The following is a 17,661-nucleotide window of genomic DNA, read 5'->3' on the forward strand; positions in this document are numbered from 1 at the left end:
ATGCCCATGGTGGTGTCTCGTCTGTCGCTGTACCTGGCTTTTCCGGTCGCGTTAATTGCCTTCTGGCCCGCCGACGGACCGGATCAACGCTGGCTGCTGATACCACTGCTGGGCGCACTCTGGCTAGGCCAGATCTTCGCATTGCACCAATGGATCCGGGCCAGTCGCTGGCTGCTGATTCCTACTGGACTCCTCACCCTGACCATCCTCGCCAGTTATCTGGTGGCAGAGACCTGGCTCAGCGCCGATATCTGGCAACGCTGGCTCGATCATCTGCCGGGCAACTGGGAGCTCTTCCGCAGCCGGCCTCCGGTTCTCTCGCTCTGCATGATGTTCGGCCTGACTCTCAACGTGCTGTTGCTGTCGCGCCTGGGCCTGGGCTCACCGATTCTACTGCTGCTGGTCGCCATGGGCGGCGTCTGGCTCAGCTACCGCTCGTTGGCTCCACCGCCGGAATACGCCTCCAGCACGACGGCAGTGCCCCTCGCGATCCTGGCGGCGTTATGGCTGTTCTGGTCCGCCCAGTGCCTTGCGCTTCTTCCCACGCTCCATCGCTACTGGCGGCGGATCCTGCCACCCTTGGCAGTCGGCGGACTGATCGCGCTGCTGGCCATGATCAGTTGGCAGGAGCAACGCCAGACCGACAACCTGCGCCTGTATGACCTTGCCGCTGGCGAGGGCAACGACATCGCCACCAGGATGGCTTCGGAAACGGCCTCCCATTTCAAGGCGATGCGACGCTTCACCAGTTTCTGGAACATGCTGGGCTATATTCCGTCCCGCTCCGAATGGGAGCAACAGGCCAAGCTATACCACGACGACTTCGGCTATTTCCGCAACATCGCCTTCATCGACCTCGAGGGCACCGTCATCCGCGTCTACCCGCTAAGAGGCAATCAGAAAGTGCTCGGCACCAACCTCTACCTGGCGGACTCACAGGACCGGGCGGCGCTGGACCATCCCCTGGTCTACGGCATCGAGGGGCAGACGGGGATCGTCGATTTCATTCAGGGCGGACGTGGCGTGATCAGCTATCTCCCGGTACGCGATGTCGTCGATGGAACCCTGCGCGGTGCCGTGGGGATGGTAGTGAGCGTCGACAAGCTGCTCAATTCGCTACTGGCGCAGACGTCCAACCAAGACCGCGCGGTGACGCTCAGTGGCGATCGCCAGCTCTACTTTCACTACGGCCCGCTGGGCAATCTCGCGGACTGGCAGTATCAACAGCCGGTCACCCTGGGCGCCGACCTGCTGACCCTGAGAGTGGCGCCATCTCTGCACTGGTTACAGGTACAACGGAGTCGGCTGCCGGAAATCACTCTCGCCTTCGGCATCCTGCTGGCCTACCTGCTGCACATGGTGCTTTATATCTACCGGAGACTGGCCCACCAGCATCGCCTGGCGAACCGGGCCAATGTCTCTCTGCGCGAGGAGATGAAGGAGCGCGAGCGACTTCAGCAGGAGATCGAGTGGATCGCCCGCCACGACGAGTTGACCCAGTTGCCCAATCGTCGCGAACTGCTGCGATGGATGGACGATCATCGGGACCCACTACCGCTGGCACTGCTGATCTGCGATCTGGATCACTTCAAAAGCGTCAACGACCACTTCGGCCACCTGGAGGGCGACCGCTATCTCAAGACGATCGCCCAGCGCTGCCGGCTACCGGTCGAGCGGGCAGGCGGGCTGTTCGCCCGTTATGGCGGAGAGGAGTTCGTGGCCTGCCTACCGAACTGCGATCGCCAGACCGCCGGAGAGATTGCCGAGGCGCTGCGCCGGGCGGTGGCCGAAAGTGGCCTGTTCCTGCCAGGCAACGTGCCGGTGACGCTCAGCATCGGCGTCAGTATCACCGACGAGCCTCCGATCCGTCGCGATCGACTCTTCCAGGCCGCCGACGATTCGCTCTATCGGGCCAAACAGGGCGGACGCAATCGCGTGGTCCTCACCGACGCCAGTTGATTCGGTTCACGGCTCCGAGTCAGCCCGACGACGTTCCCGGAAGAATTGCTGAAGCAAGCGCTTGGCCGGCGCGGCCAGCACGCCACCCTCGACCTCGACGCGGTGATTGAACCAGGGCTGCGCGAAGAGATTGGCGCGGGATTCGACCATACCGCCCTTGGGCTCCGCAGTCGCGTAGACGACCCGCCGAATACGGGCATGGATGATCGCCCCCGTGCACATGAGGCAGGGCTCTAACGTAACGAACAGCGTACAGTCATCCAGCCGATAATTGCCCAGCGCCCGCGCCGCGCTTCTCAGCGCCTGCACCTCGGCATGGGCGGTCGGATCCTGGCCACCGACGGGGCAGTTGTAGCCGACACCGATCGGCTCGCCCCGGCCATCGACGACCACGGCGCCAACCGGCACCTCGCCCGCCTCCAGCGCCAGCCGGGCCTGCTCCAGCGCCCGGTGCATGTAGAATTCGTCGTTGCGTATCATGATCGTCCCGTATTGCCGCGCCGCGTCGCGGCGAGTCACCATCGAGCAGGATATACTCGTGACCAGCCATCACCGACGCGCCATCAAGGATACCCGAATGACACAAGCGCTGAACGACCTTATCCAGCTTCTTGGCCTGGAAGCGCTGGAGGAGAACCTGTTCCGTGGCCAGAGCCAGGACCTGGGGCTGCCGCAACTCTTCGGCGGGCAGGCTCTGGGCCAATCCGCCGCCGCCGCGACTCGCACGGTGCCCGAGGATCGCTATCTGCACTCGCTGCATGGCTACTTCCTCCGCCCCGGAGACGCCCAACTCCCGGTGATCTACTCCGTCGACCGCGTTCGCGATGGCGGCAGCTTCACGACGCGGCGCGTCACCGCAATTCAGAAAGGCAAACCGATATTCTTCTGCAGCGCCTCCTTCCAGGGCCGTGAACACGGCCTGAGCCACCAACCCAAGGCACCCGAGGTGCCCACGCCGGAGGCGTTGCTGGCGGAAGGCAAGGCGGTCCACCAGCGCTTTCGCGGACACCCCGTCGAATTCATCACCGTGGAAGAGCGCCATGACTGTCCGCCCTCCCGGATGATCTGGTTCCGCATGGCCGGCGGCCCGATGCCGGACGACCCGGCACTGCACCGCTACCTGCTCTCCTACAGCTCGGACTTCAACCTGCTGTTGACCTCGCTGCTGGCCCACGACGTGGAGTTCGGCGATCCGCGCCTGCGCATCGCCAGCCTGGATCACGCCCTGTGGATCCACGAGGACCCCAGAATCGACGAGTGGTTGCTGTACGTGATGGAAAGCCCTTGGGCGGGCGGCGCACGCGGTTTCGCTCGTGGCAGTTTCTACGACCGCGAAGGCCGCCTGGTGGCCTCGACGGCGCAGGAGGGGCTGGTGAGGGTTCAGCCCTGAGCCCTGAGCCGCGAGCCGCGAGCCGCGAGCCGCGAGCCGCGAAAAACAGCGTGGCCGTGGAACGAAAAACGCCAGTGACATCGTCGCTGGCGTTCGAGGCTCGAAGCTCTTGGCTCTTAGCTCTCCTTGATCGATGCCATGTCGATCACGAAACGATACTTCACGTCGCCCTTCTGCATGCGCTCCCAGGCCTCGTTGATCTGATCGATGTTGATCATCTCGACGTCGCAGGTAATCCCGTTGTCGGCACAGAAATCGAGCACTTCCTGGGTTTCCGGCATGCCACCGATCAGCGAACCTGCCAGCACCCGACGACGGAAGACCAGGTTGGCGCCGGATACCGCCGGATCGAGCGGCTCGAGCAGGCCGACGAGGATGTGCGTGCCATCCGGCTTCAGGGCATTGAGATAAGGGTTGATATCATGCTGCACCGGCACCGTGTCGAGCATGAAGTCGAAGGTCTCGGTGATCGCTGCCATCTCGTCGTCGTTGGTGGAGATCACGACGTGATCGGCGCCCTGCTTTCTGGCCTCGGCCTTCTTGGACTCGGACCGCGTGAACAGCGTGACCTCGGCACCCAGCGCCTTGGCGAGCTTGACCCCCATATGGCCGAGACCGCCCATGCCGATGATGCCGACCTTGTCACCCGGCTTGACGCCGTAGTGTTTCAGCGGTGAATAGGTGGTGATACCGGCGCACAGGATCGGCGCGGCAGACTTGAGGTCGATGCCATCGGGCATGCGCACGACGAAACGTTCGCTGACCACGACCTTGTCGGAGTAGCCGCCCTGGGTCAGGGTGCCGTCATGTTTGTCGGGACTGCCGTAGGTCATCACGAAACCTTCGGCGCAGTAGTTCTCGAGGCCTTCGTTACAGGCCTGGCACTGGCGGCAGGAGTCCACCATGCAGCCGACGCCGACCAGGTCGCCGACCTGGTACTGGCTGACGTCGTCGCCCACGGCCGTGACGCGGCCGACGATCTCGTGCCCCGGCACGACCGGATAGGAGGCCATGCCCCAATCGTCGCGAGCAAAGTGAAGATCGCTGTGGCAGACGCCGCAGTAGAGGATTTCGATCGAGACATCATCCGGGCGCGGCGCACGGCGCTCGAAGTCCCAAGGCGCCAACGGCGTCGTGGCGGAATGCGCAGCGTAACCTTTGGCGGGCGTGGCGGTAGCCTGAGTCATAGCGGTAATCCTTGGTTAAGGAGACAAATGACGCGCCGTGAAACGGGGCGCGGAAACGCGATCAGTGTGGTCGATGCGCTTGACGGCCGCCATGCCGAATCCTGTCGAACATCCGCCCTATTCTCTTGAAATGACGTATTTTGTTATCTTATAACGCTATTTTCATGCACAATACGCTGATCCTCCGTATCGCCTCACTTTCGGGAGACATCATGCTCGAGCACGTATTCCAGGTGGCACCCAGCGATCAGCCATCGCGGGGCGGCATTGAACCGACCCGGCCGGCCCCCGACTGGGCTTCCCATCTGGCCCGGACGCTGGCACCGCTGGCCAGGGCCGACGGCTTCTCCACCACCACCATCGACGGAGTGAAGTTGATCGCCTCGGAATGCAGCTGTCCACGCACGCCGCTGATCTACGAACCGGGGCTCTTCATCATCGCGCAGGGTGACAAGATCGGCTATCTGGAGGACCGAGTCATTCATTACGGTCCCGGCAACTATCTGGTGCAGGCGATGCCGCTACCCTTCGAATGCGAGACGCTCGCCCGCCCCGGCGCGCCGCTGCTGGGCCTGTCCATCGACGTGGACCCGTTGACGTTGAGCGAACTGGTTCACCACCTGCCGGCGCCGACCGATGGCAATCGTCGCTCCCCCGAGCCCATGGCAGCGGTCACCCTCGATGCCACCATGGCGGAAGCGGTACAACGGCTGGCCGACTGCCTGGGGGACGAGAGCACCAGCCGGGCGCTAGGCGCGGGCCGGGTGCGGGAGGTGCTGTTCGCGGCGCTCAACGGCCCGCAAGGCCAGTCTTTGCGGGAGCTGGTCCAGCAGCAGGGACACTACGCGCGCATCGCCGAGTCGCTGAACTACCTTCATCGCCATTTCGCGCTGCCGCTGACCGTGGAAGCGCTCGCCGAGCGCGCCAACATGAGCGCCTCGCACTTCCATCACCACTTCAAGCGCGTGACACAGTTGTCGCCGGTGCAGTATCTCAAGCGCCTGCGACTACTTCGGGCGCGGGTCCTGCTGGGCCAGCAGCGGGTCAACGTGGCCAGGGCTGCCGGCGATGTGGGCTATCGCAGCACCTCGCAGTTCAGTCGCGAGTACAAGCGCTATTTCGGCGTCAGCCCGTCCCAGGAGTAGACGTCTTGCCGGCAGCCCCGCCGATGGGCGCGATCACGCCCACAACCCCATCAGTCCCCGGATCAGGTAATAGGCCCCCACCACGGTGACAATCCAGCGCGTCCAGTAGCGAAAGCCGGCATCCGTCAGCCGGGAGAGCACCAGATTGCCGGTGCGCGTGCCCGCGAAAGCGAAAGGAATCGCCAACGCCACCCAGCCCCACTCGCCGCTATCCATCGCCAGGGCCGCCTGCCAGTAGAAGAGGATCTTGAGGCTGTGCGCGATGACCTGGATGGTGGCCTTGGTCGCCACCACGGTGCGCCGATCGAGATGGGTACGGATGAAGCCGAGGTCGATGGTCGGGCCGGATACGCCAACGGCAATGGTCAATCCCCCGGAGACGAGTCCGCACAGGACGGCATGCCCCGGCCGCGAGACATCGAAATGGAACCAACGCTTGGGTATCCATACCATCACCGGCATCAGCCCGAGCACGATCAGCACCACCGTCTCGCTGGGGGAGTAGCGCACCAGGGCCAGTAACGCGGCCGCGATCAATACGCCGCAGGCGATCATGGCGACAATGCGCCAGTCGATGAAGCGACGCGACAGCCAGGCGCGCGACGCGTTGGCGGTGAGCTGGATCACGCCGTGAACGGCGATCGCCGTCGCCGCCGGCAACCAGGCGAGCAGGAAGCCAAGCAGAATCAACCCGCCAGCCATGCCGAAGACGCCGGACAACACCGAGGTCGAGAACACCACGGCCAGAAACAGCAATCCAACGGATAGTGCCATACGAGGTCTATACTCCAGTGGCGGGCCAACAGTGCCCGTGAAAGATCCACGGCCGCTGACGCCGTGGAGAATGAGCCAGTTCGACGGGCGCGACGCGCTCATCCAACTGGTAGCCGACGACACGCCACCGGCACCGCCCCTTTCCTCGGCAACAAGGACCGTTCGCTCATGCGCCGTTTCACGCCCTACATCGCCCCAACCTGCCTCGCCACGGCGCTGCTCGCCATGGCCGGCCCCGCCCGCGCCTCCAGCGATGCCGCCTGGGAGGAGCACGACCGGGCGGTCATCGAACAGTGCCAGCAAGCCAGCCAGTTTCCTGATGCCGCGCCGGCTGGAGAGCCGGTATTGTTCGACGACGAGGCCGGCATGACGGCCCTGTTGATCCAGGGCCACTACCCGCAGGACCACATGAACGGTCAGGCCGGCCAGGAACTCTGCCTGTTCCTGCGCAGCAGCCAGGAGGTCTACATCGCCGACGCCGACAAGCTGGCGATGGGTTCCGATGCGCTGCCGAGCACCCCGACGGAGGCCATCAACGGCAATGCCGACAGCGGCAGCACCGGCCAGTCGGACAAGCCCGACGATGCCCCCTGATCACTCCGCGCGAGGGCGCTCCGGCGTCGCCAGGATCCGCTGGTAGAAGGCCAGATCGAGCCAGCGCCCGAACTTGAAGGCGGCCTGGCGGACAGTGCCGGCGTGTTCGAAGCCCAGCCGTTCGTGCAGCACGATGCTGGGAGCGTTAGCGGCATCGATGCCGCCGATCAGGGTGTGGTACTGCTGAGCCTCGGCGCGCGCGATCAGCGCCGTCATCAGGTGCCTGGCGACGCCCCGCTGGCGGAAGTCGCCATCCACGTAGACCGAGTGCTCGACGCTGTAGCGATACGCGGCATGGGGCCGAAACGGGCCATAGCTGGCGAAACCCATCAGCCGACCGCTATCGCCGTCGAGCATGCCGAGGATCGGGAAGTCGCCTTCGCGCTTGGTCTGGAACCATTGCTCGACGACAGCCCTCGTCCGTGGCCGATACTCGTAGAGCGCAGTGGTATTGAGGATGGCGTCATTGAAGATCGTCAGCACGGCATCGCCGTGCAGGTCGAACTCGCAGTCGATCAGGGTCAAGGTACGGTTCTCACGGTCGAATCGGGGAGCTTGCGTATCGCTCAATACAGCGCATTGGCCTTGAGCCTGGCCAGCGTTCTGTCAGCCGCGTCCTTCAGCACGAGCGACTGCCCGGAAATCGAGTAGTGCGCCGTCTCGGAAAGCGTCGCCAGCCACCCCTGCTCGAGGGTCGCCATCTCACCGGGGCACGCCATTCGGGTCGAGGCCAACTGCGAGAAGGTCAGCGTATCCCCTTCCATCCGGTACCCCCCCATCAGCCGGTTGCACCCCGTCGAGCCGGCAACGCGTCCCTGCGCATCGAGCACCAGGTGCGCTTCGCGCTGGTTGTCCGCCACGGGTACCGGTTCACCGTCGAGTGTCATCAGTTTCCAGTAGGTACCGACCAGGGCTTCGCTGGCCGCCGGGGTGTTGGTGCCGGTTGCGGCACCCTCGTCACCTGGGTTCGAAGCACAACCGGCAACGCTCACGACGATGGCGGCGACGAATAGGGAAAGGCGTGACAGCACGTGAACGTCCTCATGTGGGAAGCGTGAAGCAAACGGGGCGATTTTGCGCGCGGGCGACCCCGGAGGCAATCCGGACCGCCCCCTCGGCGAAAACGCCAGGGCCTGTCCAAACGATTCACCCGGCTCACGACGTCGCGTGTGAACACGTCCTAGTGGCGCTCGATCATCGCGGTCAGGTCGTCGGCAACCATCGGCAGCGTCTCGCGCCAGGAGAGATACGGCGTCGACGCGGTACCGTTGACCAGCACGGCGAAGCTGCCCCAACGGCCGCTGTCGGTGCGGAAATAGCCCGCCACCGCGCGTACCGTCACCGGCTCGTTGAGCGTGCCCGTCTTGAGCATCACGTGGTCCTGGAAGGTCTGGCTGCCACGACGGATGAAATGCATCGGCCCGTTGGCGGGTACCTGCATGCCGGCCACGAACGTGGGAAACAGCGAGGCATTGCCGTACATCGCGTTCAGCAGTGCGTTGACGCTCTGCGCCGACACCCGGTTTTCCGGCGTCAGCCCGCTACCGCTGCGCAGTATCGCCGCACCGTGTCCCGGCAGGCTGGTGGCGAAACGCTCGAGCTCCCGCCCGGCGTCCGGCAGATTCTGCTGGGTGCCGGAGGTCAGATCCAGCGCCAGGGTGTCGGCCATGAAATTGTTCGAGTAGTTGAGCGTGCGCAGCAGCAGTTCCTGCAACGGCTTGCCTTCGACGGCGGCCAAGTCCTTGGCGACCGACGGCGGAGCCTGCCGACTGACGGCGTAGCCGCCGCTGACAGGCACGCCCGCCTGGCGCAGCAGCGACAGCAGCGTCTGCCCGGTCTGGTCCGCCGGATCCGAGCTCGCCTTGTAGATGGGACGGGGATAGGTCCCGGCAGGAATCCGGCCGCTGATCTTGAGCGTGTCCCCCTGGCTGTCGGTCACCCGCTTGGCGTAGAGGTCGGCGGAGCCGCTCGCGGCGACCGTGGTCACGTCGTTCTCGATTCGCAGGGTCGGCGCTACCGTATCGCAACTGGTGATCCGTGCCGGCTGGCCGACCACCCCCGGCATCACCGTGGCGCACCAGCTGCCGTAGTTGACCGCCGCGGAAGAGAGCAGCGACGCGTAGGCGTTGGTGCCCTCCGTCTGTGTCTTGCAGCGATCGCTGGTCTCGCAGGTCACCGGGCCAAATCGCCACTGGCTGATCACCAGTTGCCCGTCGACGCTGGAAACCCCGAGCTCTCGCAGCTTCTGGATCAGCCGCCACAGCTCTTCCGATGTCAGCGCCGGGTCACCGCCACCCTCGAGTACCAGGTCGCCGTGCAGCACGCCGTTGCCATCGAGCGTGCCGGTGGAGACGAAGCGCGTGGTGAACCGGTGCTGCGGCCCCCAGCGATCCAGGGTGGCGGCGGCGGTGTAGAGCTTGGTGACGGATGCCGGCGACAGCGGTTGCGAGGGATTGAGGGCGCCCAGCACCTCCCCGCTATCCAATAGCCGCGCCTGGGCGCTGATCACGAACCCTTTGTCGGCGAGCCGGGCAACATGATCGAACCCGGCCGCCTGGACGACGACAGAGACCACCGATAGTGACAACGCACCGAGAAACAGAGAACTCCGACCTAGCCACCGCCGCATAATGGATGCTCGCTTCAAAGAAAAATGAGGGCCAATCTGGTCCAGAGCGTACCAATTAACGCCCCCCGGAGGCGATGCCTGGCGTCATGTCAAAGTACCAAAAGACGAAAGTGCTGAAAGAGAGGCGGCGCTATCGCACGTCAATGCGACGACAGCCTCGAAAAAACCTGGATGACGGCGACGCCGGCAATGATCAGCCCCATGCCCAGGTAGGCGGGCAGATCCGGTTTCTCGCCGTAGAACACGATACCGATCAGCGTCACCAGCACGATACCGAGGCCGGCCCAGATCGCGTAGGTGATGCCCACGGGCAGCGACTTCAGCACCAGCGACAGCGCATAGAACGAGAAGCCGTAGCCCACGACCACCACGAGACTGGGCAGCCAGCGTGTGAAACCGGCCGAGGCTTTCAGCGAACTGGTCGCCACGACTTCGGCGACGATCGCCAGGGCGAGGAGCAGATAGCTCATCGGGCGGGCTCCCCGTTCGGTAGCGAGGGAGCGAGATCGACGCGATAACGCCATAGCGTCTGGCCGCTCTCGCCATATTTTCGCTCGAATGGCGTCATGAAGGTGACGCCGGGAGTGAAGGACGCGATCTCGCCCTCGATCCCGAGCAGCACCTCGACGCCGAAGGCGAACTCCTCGACATAGATGGCCCAGTTGGAGCGCAGTTCCAGCACTCCGCCGAGCGCGAGCAACGAGGGAAAGACCGGATGGCCGTGCCAGCGCTTCTTGAGTTGCGTGCTCTTGGGATAGGGATTCGGATACAGCAGGTAGTGTCGCGCCGGCCGCCACCCGGCGGCGCGCGCCAGGCGCCAGAAATCGACCAGATCGGCACGCACCAGTCGCGCGTTGTCCGGCAAGGGACCGTGATCTCGTGACAGCCGCAGCTCGCTGCGATCCACCCCGATCACGGCGTGATCGGGGTGACGTTCGGCGAGCCGGCGCGTGGAGAGCCCCACGCCACAGCCGGCATCGAGGATCAGTGGCCGGCACTGGGCCTCCAGCCACCGAGCCGCTTCCGCGAAGGCCAGTCGCGTATGCTCGGCGGGTGGGCGTTGCCACTCGCTATCGCGCGCGCGCTGGACGCGGCGCATCAAATCCTGGTGCGGCCCCTGCTGACTTGAGACGATGGCGCGCGATGAGGCTTGCATGAGAACACCGATGATAAAGCTGCGACAGGCCGGGTATTCTAGCAGCCGGCCGCCCGACCTTGGCATCCGGAACGCACGATAGCTTACCTGGCGTGGCATGACGGCGCGCGCGCGCAGGTGTATCATCCCTGCCCACATTCAGCCAATCCTGGCAATACGGCCTTCGATGGCATGTGCGATCACTGTTTTCCCTGTTCGCTCGGGGGCTTTTCTCCACCGGTTCGGGCCGAAAGCTGAGTCCCGGCGGGAATATCCTTTCATCGCAGTCGATCCATCCCCATGTCATGGTTACCGATTGCCCCAATGTTCACGAGGGACGTGGCTTGTCACATTTACCGGTAATCGTCGGTATGGGCGGCATCAACGCCGCGGGTAGAACCTCCGGGCACCAAGCCTACCGCCGCACGATTCTCGACGTTCTGCCAGCCGCCGAGCAGACCCGTACGCTCGTTGCCCTGGCGACCCTGATGCAATTGGTCACCCCTTGCGGCGAGGGCCAATGGCAGAGTACCAACGGCGAGACGCTCGGCGAAGCAGCGGTCGTCGACCGCTACCGCGAGCAGATTCTCAAGCAGACGCTGATCCGGCGCATCGAGGACGACGCCTTCCGGGAGGCCGGTATCCCCGGCAACCGCGAGATGCGGCTGACGTTCTCGCAGCCCGTGAGCTTCACTACGTCGCGGCGCCAGTTGCCGCACCCACTGCCCGACGGCTGGGAGATCCGAGAGCTCGACAGGCAGACCGTCGAGGTCAGCGTGCCCGCCGGTACGCTGAACGCCCTGCTGCCCGAAAGGCGGCAGGCGCTGGTGCGAGCTGCCGGCTGCCTGCCGACGGGTTTCTCGCCGGAGACCTTCTACCGCAGCGTTCACCACCCGCGTGGCCTGTCGATGGCGATCTTCGGCGTCAGCGACTGTCTCGGCCAGAGCGGGCTCGACTGGGAATCGCTACGCGACCGGGTGGATCCGGATGCCATTGCCGTCTACGCCGGCAACTCCATCGGCCAGCTCGACGACGCCGGCTGGGGCGGCATGCTGAAGAGCTTCGTTACCGGCCAGCGAACCACCTCCAAGCAGATGCCGCTGGGCTATGGCCAAATGCCGGCGGACTTCCTCAATGCCTACGTGCTTGGCAGCGTGGGTGCCACCGGCGCGATCCAGGGCGCCTGCGCCACCTTCCTCTACAACCTGCGACTCGGCATCGACGATATCCGCCAGGGCCGTCGCCGCATCGTCATGGTCGGCACCAGCGATGCGCCGGTAACGCCGGAGATCATCGAAGGCTTTCGCGCCATGAGCGCGCTCGCCGACGACCAGAGCCTGATGGCGCTGGACGCACTGGAGCTGCTGACTGACGAGGATTACCAGCGCGCCTGCCGTCCGTTCGCCCGCAACTGCGGCTTCACCATCGCCGAGGCTGCACAGTTCGTGCTGCTGATGGACGACTCGCTGGTGCTGGAGACCGGCGCCCAGATTCTGGCCGCCGTGCCCGAAGTGAACGTCAACGCCGACGGCTGGAAGCGTTCGATCTCCGCCCCCGGTATCGGCAACTATCTCACGCTGGGCAAGTCGGTGGCCCTGGCCACCTCGATCCTGGGTGAACAGAGCGTGCGACACCGAAGCTATCTTCACGCCCATGGCACCAGCACGCCGAAGAACCGCACCACCGAGTCGCATATCTTCGACCAGGTGGCCCGGGCCAACGACATCGAGAACTGGCCGGTCGCCGCAATCAAGGCGTTCATCGGCCACTCCCAGGGCAGCGCCGCCGGCGACCAGATCGCCAGCGCCCTGGGCACGTTCACCCACGGCTGGGTGCCGGGCATTCCGACCCTCGATGCCGTCGCCGACGATGTCCATGCCGAGCGGCTGCGATTTTTCCAGCAACCGCTCGGTCTCGAGCCCGACTGCAGCTTCATCAACGCCAAGGGGTTCGGCGGCAACAACGCCACCGGTCTGCTGCTGTCGCCACAGGTGACCGAACGCCTGCTGGCCCAGCGTCACGGCCAGCGCGCACTCGACGACTGGCGGCATCGACGCGAGCGCACCCTCGCCGCCACCGCGCAGTACGAAGCCGACGCCGACGCGGGACGGTTCGAGGTCATCTACCGCTTCGGCGAGGGCGTGCTGGAGGGGCCGGAACTGGAGGTCGGTCGCGATGCGATCCGGATACCCGGCTATGCCAACCCCGTATCGCTGAAGGTCGACAATCCTTTCGGTACACTGGATTGAGTTCGGACCGTCAACGACATCCGGACAGGAAACCGACTTCGGCCGCGGAGTCGGCCGTCCGCCATGCTCTCGGTCAGCGCGGAGTCTCGCGAATGCAGAATATCGTCGTCTATCCCGGCACCTTCGACCCGATCACCAACGGTCATCGGGATCTGATCCATCGCGCCGCGAGGATCTTCGACAAGGTCGTGATCGCCGTCGCCGAGAGCCCGCGCAAACAGCCGATGCTGTCGCTCGAGGTGCGCGAGGCACTGGCTCGCGAGGTGGTCGCCGACTGGCCCAATGTCGAGGTGGTCGGCTTCGACGGCCTGCTCACCGAACTGCTGGTGCAGCAGCGTGCAAGAATCATCCTGCGCGGGCTCAGGGCGGTGTCGGACTTCGAGTACGAAATGCAGCTGGCCAACATGAACCGCGCCCAGGCACCGGATGTCGAGACGCTGTTTCTGACCCCCGAGATCGAAAATTCGTATATCTCCTCGACCCTCGTGCGCGAGATCGCGCGCCTCGGCGGGGACGTTTCCCAACACGTATCGCCGTGCGTTGTCGATGCACTCCGCCGGCGGTTCGCGGCAGACGGCGCGTGAGCGCCGCGAGGACGGTTACATGGCACTGATGATCACCGATGAATGCATCAACTGCGATGTCTGCGAGCCGGAATGCCCCAACGACGCGATCTCGCCTGGGGAGGAGATCTACGTGATCGACCCGGCCCGCTGCACCGAGTGCGTCGGCCACTTCGACGAGCCCCAGTGCCAGCAGGTGTGTCCGGTGGACTGTATTCCGCTCGACCCCGAGCGCGAGGAGAGCAAGGAACAACTGATGGAAAAGTACCGGATCATCACCGCAGCCTGAGCCCGCTCGCCCCACTCCCGTGACCTGTGTATGAGCCCACCGCACATCCGGGTCGCGCTCGTTACCCGCGAAACGCCCACCATGAAGATCAATGTCGTCGGTACCAGTGGAAGCGGCAAGAGCACGCTGGCGAGAAAACTCGCCAGCGTGCTGGACGTTCCGCATATCCAGCTCGACCAGCTTTACTGGCAAGCCGACTGGCAAGGCACGCCCGACGACGAGTTCTTCGCGCGTCTCCGCCGGGCCATGGCAGCATCACCGGACGGCTGGGTCATCGACGGCAACTTCGATCGCACGCGTCATATCAAGTGGCCCGAAGCGGATATCGTCATCTGGCTCGACCTGGGCTTCTGGCGAGTGCTGGGCCAATCCGTGCGCCGCGCCATCGAACGCATCGTCACCCGCGAGGAACTCTGGCCCGGTACCGGTAACCGGGAAAGCTTTCGCCAGACGTTCCTCAGCCGCCGTTCGATCCTGCTCTGGTCGCTGGGAACCTGGCGCCAGAACCGCAGACGCTACCTGGACGCCATGATCGACCCGGCCTACCGGCACATCCGCTTCGTTCGCCTGACCCATCGCCACGAGCTGGCCACCTTGGTCGCCGCGCTGGACCAGCGCAATCCCTGAAAACGCCGGTGCCGCTCCGATTTCCGGGTCGAAGCGGCGCCGGCGCATTATCGTTCATGGCACGGCTAGAACGTGTAGGTCGCGTAGAGCTCGAACAGCTGAGCGGTGTCGTCGTTGCCACCGAAGCGCTCCTCGGCCCCCTGCTGCGGGTCAGCAATGGCGTAGATACCCGATAACGAGAGACGCTCGGTGATCGACCAGTCGGCATAGAGATTGAATTCGCTGGCGAAGTCGCTATGGCTCGCACCCGCCGCTTCGGTGTCGTGATAGCGGAACCGGTAGCCGATCGCCCCGATCTCCAGATCGCCCCGCGGCGCCACCGAAAAGCGCAGCATGTCGACATCCAGATTGGCGTTGAACAGCATGTACTCGCCGACGATCTCGCCCATGAACCAGTTGCCCCAGCCGCCGGCGAAGTCGTAGAACAGCGTGTCGTAGTCCTCGCCGAATTCGGCGTGACGATAGGCGATCTGCGGCGTCCAGGGCACATCGGAGAAGTCGTAGGTCGCCTGGAGGTACCAGCCGTTGTCGTCGATGCCTTCATCGCTGTTCTTCTCGCGGACGATCTGTCCCCCCAGCGAGAAATCGGGGACGGCGGCGAACGGCTTGCCCTTGGCTCGCAGGTTGTAGACGTCCATGCCGTCGCGGCCGGCGATGTCGCTGTCGTAGACTCGCAGGTAGGCCGCGCCCACCTTGGCCCGATCACCCCAGGTGTAGTCGACGTTGGCGCCATTGGTGCTGGTTTCGTTATCCGGGCCGCCGCTGACGTACTGATCGGCCTCGAGGTGGAACAGGTCGCCGTGCCAGCCGTGACTCTCGATCGAGGCGACGGCACTGTTCTTGAAGCCTTCGCTGGGGCCGATGTAGTAGCCCGCGTACTTGCCGGTATCGGTAAAGCCGTCACCGACCAGAAAGCCGTCGCCGAATTCGAATTTCTGGCGTCCGGCCGAGAGCGTGATCGCGTCCTCGCCAAGCGTATCGGCCCACAGATCGCCGCTGCGCCATCCGAGATAGGCACGATCAAGGCGCGCATGCTCGGGATGTCCGGGTGTCGCGCCGGCCGCGTCGCCGTAGGCGCTGCCGCGAGTCAGCGCGTAGCTGCCCTGAACACCGGTGAACCAGGTGCCGCCGCCGAGGATGTCCCACTCCGCCGTCAGCGCCGGCTGGCCTGCGGCTTCCATCCAGTCAGGGCTGGTCCCGGTGGGCGCGCCGCCATCGATACTGGACCCCGATCCGAAATTGACGTTATCGGTCACGGCGCCGAAACCGTAGAGGGTCAGCCCACCGTTGAGGCGAAGACGTCCATCGTCACTCTCGTAGAGCGAATGCGGGGCGCTCGGTGTGGCGATGCCGGCACCGAGATAATCGATATCGGTGACAGCAGTGATGGCGTGGGCCTGGGAGGAGAACATTCCCCCCATCAGAAAGGCGCACGTGAGTGCACGACGACCGGGCAAGGCCGGCTGCTCGCGGCTTGGCGACATGGTCAGGTTCCCTTGGCTCTCGGCTTTTGTTCAGCCGTTGGCGATAGCGAATGCGGTCTCCGGGATCGGCCGGTCAGACGACGATGGCATTCGCGTGACATCGAGCTAAGCCTAGAAAATTTCGCCGACAGCGCAACTCGCGACCCGCACGGGACCGAGTTGCGAGTATGCTGGCGGACGCCGCTGGCTGGATTTCGACGAACCGCAGGAAGCACGACTTGGCCTCTCAATATACGACCCGCCATATCTGGAAGCTGGCGTGGCCGATCATCCTCTCCAACATCACCGTCCCGCTGCTGGGTCTGGTGGACACGGCCGTCGTCGGCCATCTCCCCGACTCGCGCTATCTGGCGGCGGTAACGCTCGGCGCCACGCTGTTCAGCTTCCTCTACTGGGGATTCGGTTTTCTGCGAATGGGCACCACCGGCCTGACCTCCCAGGCGGTGGGTCGCGAGAACGACAGCGACGTGCGCCTGCTGCTGGCGCAGTCGCTGGTCATGGCCGCCACGATCGGGTTGGCGCTGATCCTGCTGTCGCACCCGTTGATCGATTTCGGCCTGTGGCTGCTCGACGGCAGCGAGGCGGCGATGCGGCTCGCCGCCGACTACGCGCATATCCGGATCTTCTCGGCCCCGGTGGTGCTGGCCAATTACGCCATCCTGGGCTGGTTCATCGGCCAGCAGAAGACGCGTATCACGCTGGCGATCCTGCTGCTCACCAATGGCGTCAACATCGTGCTCGACCTGCTGTTCGTGGTCGGCTTCGGCCTGGCCAGCGACGGCGTGGCCTGGGCCTCGCTGATCGCCGACTACAGCGCGCTGGCCTTCGGCCTGTGGCGAGTCGCCGTCCACTGTCGGCAGCTGGGCGGGTCGCTGTCGCGCCAGGCGCTGTGGGTATGGGGCCACTACTCGGCGCTGATTCGCGTCAACCAGCACCTGTTCGTGCGGACGCTGGGGCTGCTGTTCGCCCAGGCGTTCTTCACTGCCCAGGGGGCCAATTTCGGCGACACCGTCCTCGCTGCCAATGCCGTGCTGCTGCAGTTCATCATGCTTGTCTCGTTCGCCCTGGACGGCTTCGCCAACGCCGCCGAAGCGCTGACCGGGCGCTCGGTGGGACGGCGCGACTGGAGCGACTTCGGCGCCGCCGTCGGTGCCGCCGGCAAACTGTCGCTGCTGGTGGCGGGCGGCTCGATGCTACTGTTTGCAGTGGCAGGAAATGGGCTGATATCGCTGCTGACCGACCTGCCGGAAGTCCGCACCACCGCTGCCGACTACCTGCCCTGGATGATCGCCATGCCGGCGCTGGCGGTATGGAGCTACCTGCTCGATGGCGTCTTCATCGGCGCTACTGAAAGCCGTGCGATGCGCGACACCGTCTGGCTGGCCCTCGCCTGCTACCTGCCGGTGTGGTGGCTGACCCAGGACTACGGCAATCACGGCCTGTGGTTCGCGTTTTTGTTTTTCACCCTGGTGCGTTCGACCTCTCTCGCCTTCTGCTACCTGTACTACCGAAGGACGCGCTAGTCGCCGACCGCCGGCAGCGAAACTTCCCCGGAAACAAGTCGCTAGACCAAGGTTGACTAATGGAGAGTGCGGGGATGCGTTAGGCTCGCGCCAAGCCAACGCTGCATGAATTG

Annotated in this window: 18 protein-coding genes; 9 read left to right on the forward strand and 9 right to left on the reverse strand. The window is 64.8% G+C overall.

The window, feature by feature from the left end; translation table 11 throughout:
- Window positions 1–6: 6 nt before the first annotated feature.
- Window positions 7–1,959, forward strand: coding sequence for a sensor domain-containing diguanylate cyclase (locus DOM54_RS03415; RefSeq protein ID WP_206018993.1), 1,953 nt, complete (start codon window positions 7–9; stop codon window positions 1,957–1,959).
- 6 nt (window positions 1,960–1,965) lie between these two features.
- Here DOM54_RS03415 and tadA read toward each other — a convergent pair whose 3' ends face one another.
- Window positions 1,966–2,436 (reverse strand): tRNA adenosine(34) deaminase TadA, encoded by a 471-nt coding sequence (gene tadA / locus DOM54_RS03420; RefSeq protein WP_110715120.1) that lies wholly within the window; start codon window positions 2,434–2,436, stop codon window positions 1,966–1,968.
- A gap of 100 nt (window positions 2,437–2,536) precedes the next feature.
- Between tadA and DOM54_RS03425 the strand changes: the two genes are divergently transcribed.
- Window positions 2,537–3,349, forward strand: coding sequence for an acyl-CoA thioesterase domain-containing protein (locus DOM54_RS03425; protein WP_110714972.1), 813 nt, complete (start codon window positions 2,537–2,539; stop codon window positions 3,347–3,349).
- 116 nt (window positions 3,350–3,465) lie between these two features.
- On the opposite strand, the gene DOM54_RS03430 is transcribed toward DOM54_RS03425, so the two are convergent.
- Window positions 3,466–4,536 carry an NAD(P)-dependent alcohol dehydrogenase gene (locus tag DOM54_RS03430; protein ID WP_110714973.1) on the reverse strand — a complete coding sequence of 357 codons (1,071 nt, stop codon included), beginning with the start codon at window positions 4,534–4,536 and terminating at the stop codon, window positions 3,466–3,468.
- Window positions 4,537–4,748: 212 nt separating this feature from the next.
- Here DOM54_RS03430 and DOM54_RS03435 point away from each other — a divergent pair, with 212 nt between their 5' ends.
- Window positions 4,749–5,681: an AraC family transcriptional regulator gene (locus DOM54_RS03435; protein ID WP_110715121.1), complete on the forward strand. Its 933-nt coding sequence runs from the start codon at window positions 4,749–4,751 to the stop codon at window positions 5,679–5,681.
- 33 nt (window positions 5,682–5,714) lie between these two features.
- Here the strand turns inward: DOM54_RS03435 and DOM54_RS03440 are convergent, their stop codons facing one another.
- Window positions 5,715–6,455: a TSUP family transporter gene (locus DOM54_RS03440; protein ID WP_110714974.1), complete on the reverse strand. Its 741-nt coding sequence runs from the start codon at window positions 6,453–6,455 to the stop codon at window positions 5,715–5,717.
- 168 nt (window positions 6,456–6,623) lie between these two features.
- Between DOM54_RS03440 and DOM54_RS20215 the strand changes: the two genes are divergently transcribed.
- Window positions 6,624–7,049: a hypothetical protein gene (locus tag DOM54_RS20215; protein WP_206018994.1), complete on the forward strand. Its 426-nt coding sequence runs from the start codon at window positions 6,624–6,626 to the stop codon at window positions 7,047–7,049.
- On the opposite strand, the gene DOM54_RS03450 is transcribed toward DOM54_RS20215, so the two are convergent.
- From DOM54_RS03450 to trmB, 5 genes are all read right to left on the reverse strand, one after another.
- Complete coding sequence (locus DOM54_RS03450) at window positions 7,050–7,619, reverse strand: GNAT family N-acetyltransferase (RefSeq protein WP_206018995.1); 570 nt, start codon at window positions 7,617–7,619, stop codon at window positions 7,050–7,052.
- Window positions 7,616–8,080 (reverse strand): META domain-containing protein, encoded by a 465-nt coding sequence (locus DOM54_RS03455; RefSeq protein WP_240613744.1) that lies wholly within the window; start codon window positions 8,078–8,080, stop codon window positions 7,616–7,618. The genes DOM54_RS03450 and DOM54_RS03455 overlap by 4 nt, the downstream gene beginning before the upstream one ends.
- Before the next feature lie 149 nt (window positions 8,081–8,229).
- Window positions 8,230–9,678, reverse strand: coding sequence for a D-alanyl-D-alanine carboxypeptidase/D-alanyl-D-alanine endopeptidase (gene dacB / locus DOM54_RS03460; protein ID WP_110714976.1), 1,449 nt, complete (start codon window positions 9,676–9,678; stop codon window positions 8,230–8,232).
- A gap of 140 nt (window positions 9,679–9,818) precedes the next feature.
- Window positions 9,819–10,148, reverse strand: coding sequence for a DMT family transporter (locus DOM54_RS03465; protein ID WP_110714977.1), 330 nt, complete (start codon window positions 10,146–10,148; stop codon window positions 9,819–9,821).
- Window positions 10,145–10,834 carry a tRNA (guanine(46)-N(7))-methyltransferase TrmB gene (gene trmB, locus DOM54_RS03470; RefSeq protein ID WP_110715122.1) on the reverse strand — a complete coding sequence of 230 codons (690 nt, stop codon included), beginning with the start codon at window positions 10,832–10,834 and terminating at the stop codon, window positions 10,145–10,147. Before trmB ends, DOM54_RS03465 begins: the two co-directional genes overlap by 4 nt.
- A 350-nt stretch (window positions 10,835–11,184) precedes the next feature.
- Between trmB and DOM54_RS03475 the strand changes: the two genes are divergently transcribed.
- From DOM54_RS03475 to DOM54_RS03490, 4 genes are all read left to right on the forward strand, one after another.
- Window positions 11,185–13,062, forward strand: a complete 1,878-nt coding sequence (locus DOM54_RS03475; RefSeq protein WP_110714978.1) for a beta-ketoacyl synthase — start codon at window positions 11,185–11,187, stop codon at window positions 13,060–13,062.
- Between the two features lie 92 nt (window positions 13,063–13,154).
- Window positions 13,155–13,646: a pantetheine-phosphate adenylyltransferase gene (coaD, locus tag DOM54_RS03480; RefSeq protein WP_110714979.1), complete on the forward strand. Its 492-nt coding sequence runs from the start codon at window positions 13,155–13,157 to the stop codon at window positions 13,644–13,646.
- Complete coding sequence (locus DOM54_RS03485; RefSeq protein ID WP_240613745.1) at window positions 13,603–13,914, forward strand: YfhL family 4Fe-4S dicluster ferredoxin; 312 nt, start codon at window positions 13,603–13,605, stop codon at window positions 13,912–13,914. Before coaD ends, DOM54_RS03485 begins: the two co-directional genes overlap by 44 nt.
- 30 nt (window positions 13,915–13,944) lie before the next feature.
- Window positions 13,945–14,541 (forward strand): P-loop NTPase family protein, encoded by a 597-nt coding sequence (locus tag DOM54_RS03490; protein WP_240613746.1) that lies wholly within the window; start codon window positions 13,945–13,947, stop codon window positions 14,539–14,541.
- 65 nt (window positions 14,542–14,606) lie between these two features.
- Here DOM54_RS03490 and DOM54_RS03495 read toward each other — a convergent pair whose 3' ends face one another.
- A complete protein-coding gene (locus DOM54_RS03495) occupies window positions 14,607–16,025 on the reverse strand; it encodes an alginate export family protein (protein WP_110714981.1) in 1,419 nt (472 codons plus the stop codon).
- Between the two features lie 218 nt (window positions 16,026–16,243).
- Here DOM54_RS03495 and DOM54_RS03500 point away from each other — a divergent pair, with 218 nt between their 5' ends.
- Complete coding sequence (locus DOM54_RS03500) at window positions 16,244–17,548, forward strand: MATE family efflux transporter (protein WP_240613747.1); 1,305 nt, start codon at window positions 16,244–16,246, stop codon at window positions 17,546–17,548.
- Window positions 17,549–17,661 lie beyond the last annotated feature (113 nt).

Origin of the sequence: Salinicola acroporae (assembly GCF_003206615.1) — a bacterium.
GTDB classification, from domain to species: Bacteria; Pseudomonadota; Gammaproteobacteria; order Pseudomonadales; family Halomonadaceae; genus Salinicola; species Salinicola acroporae.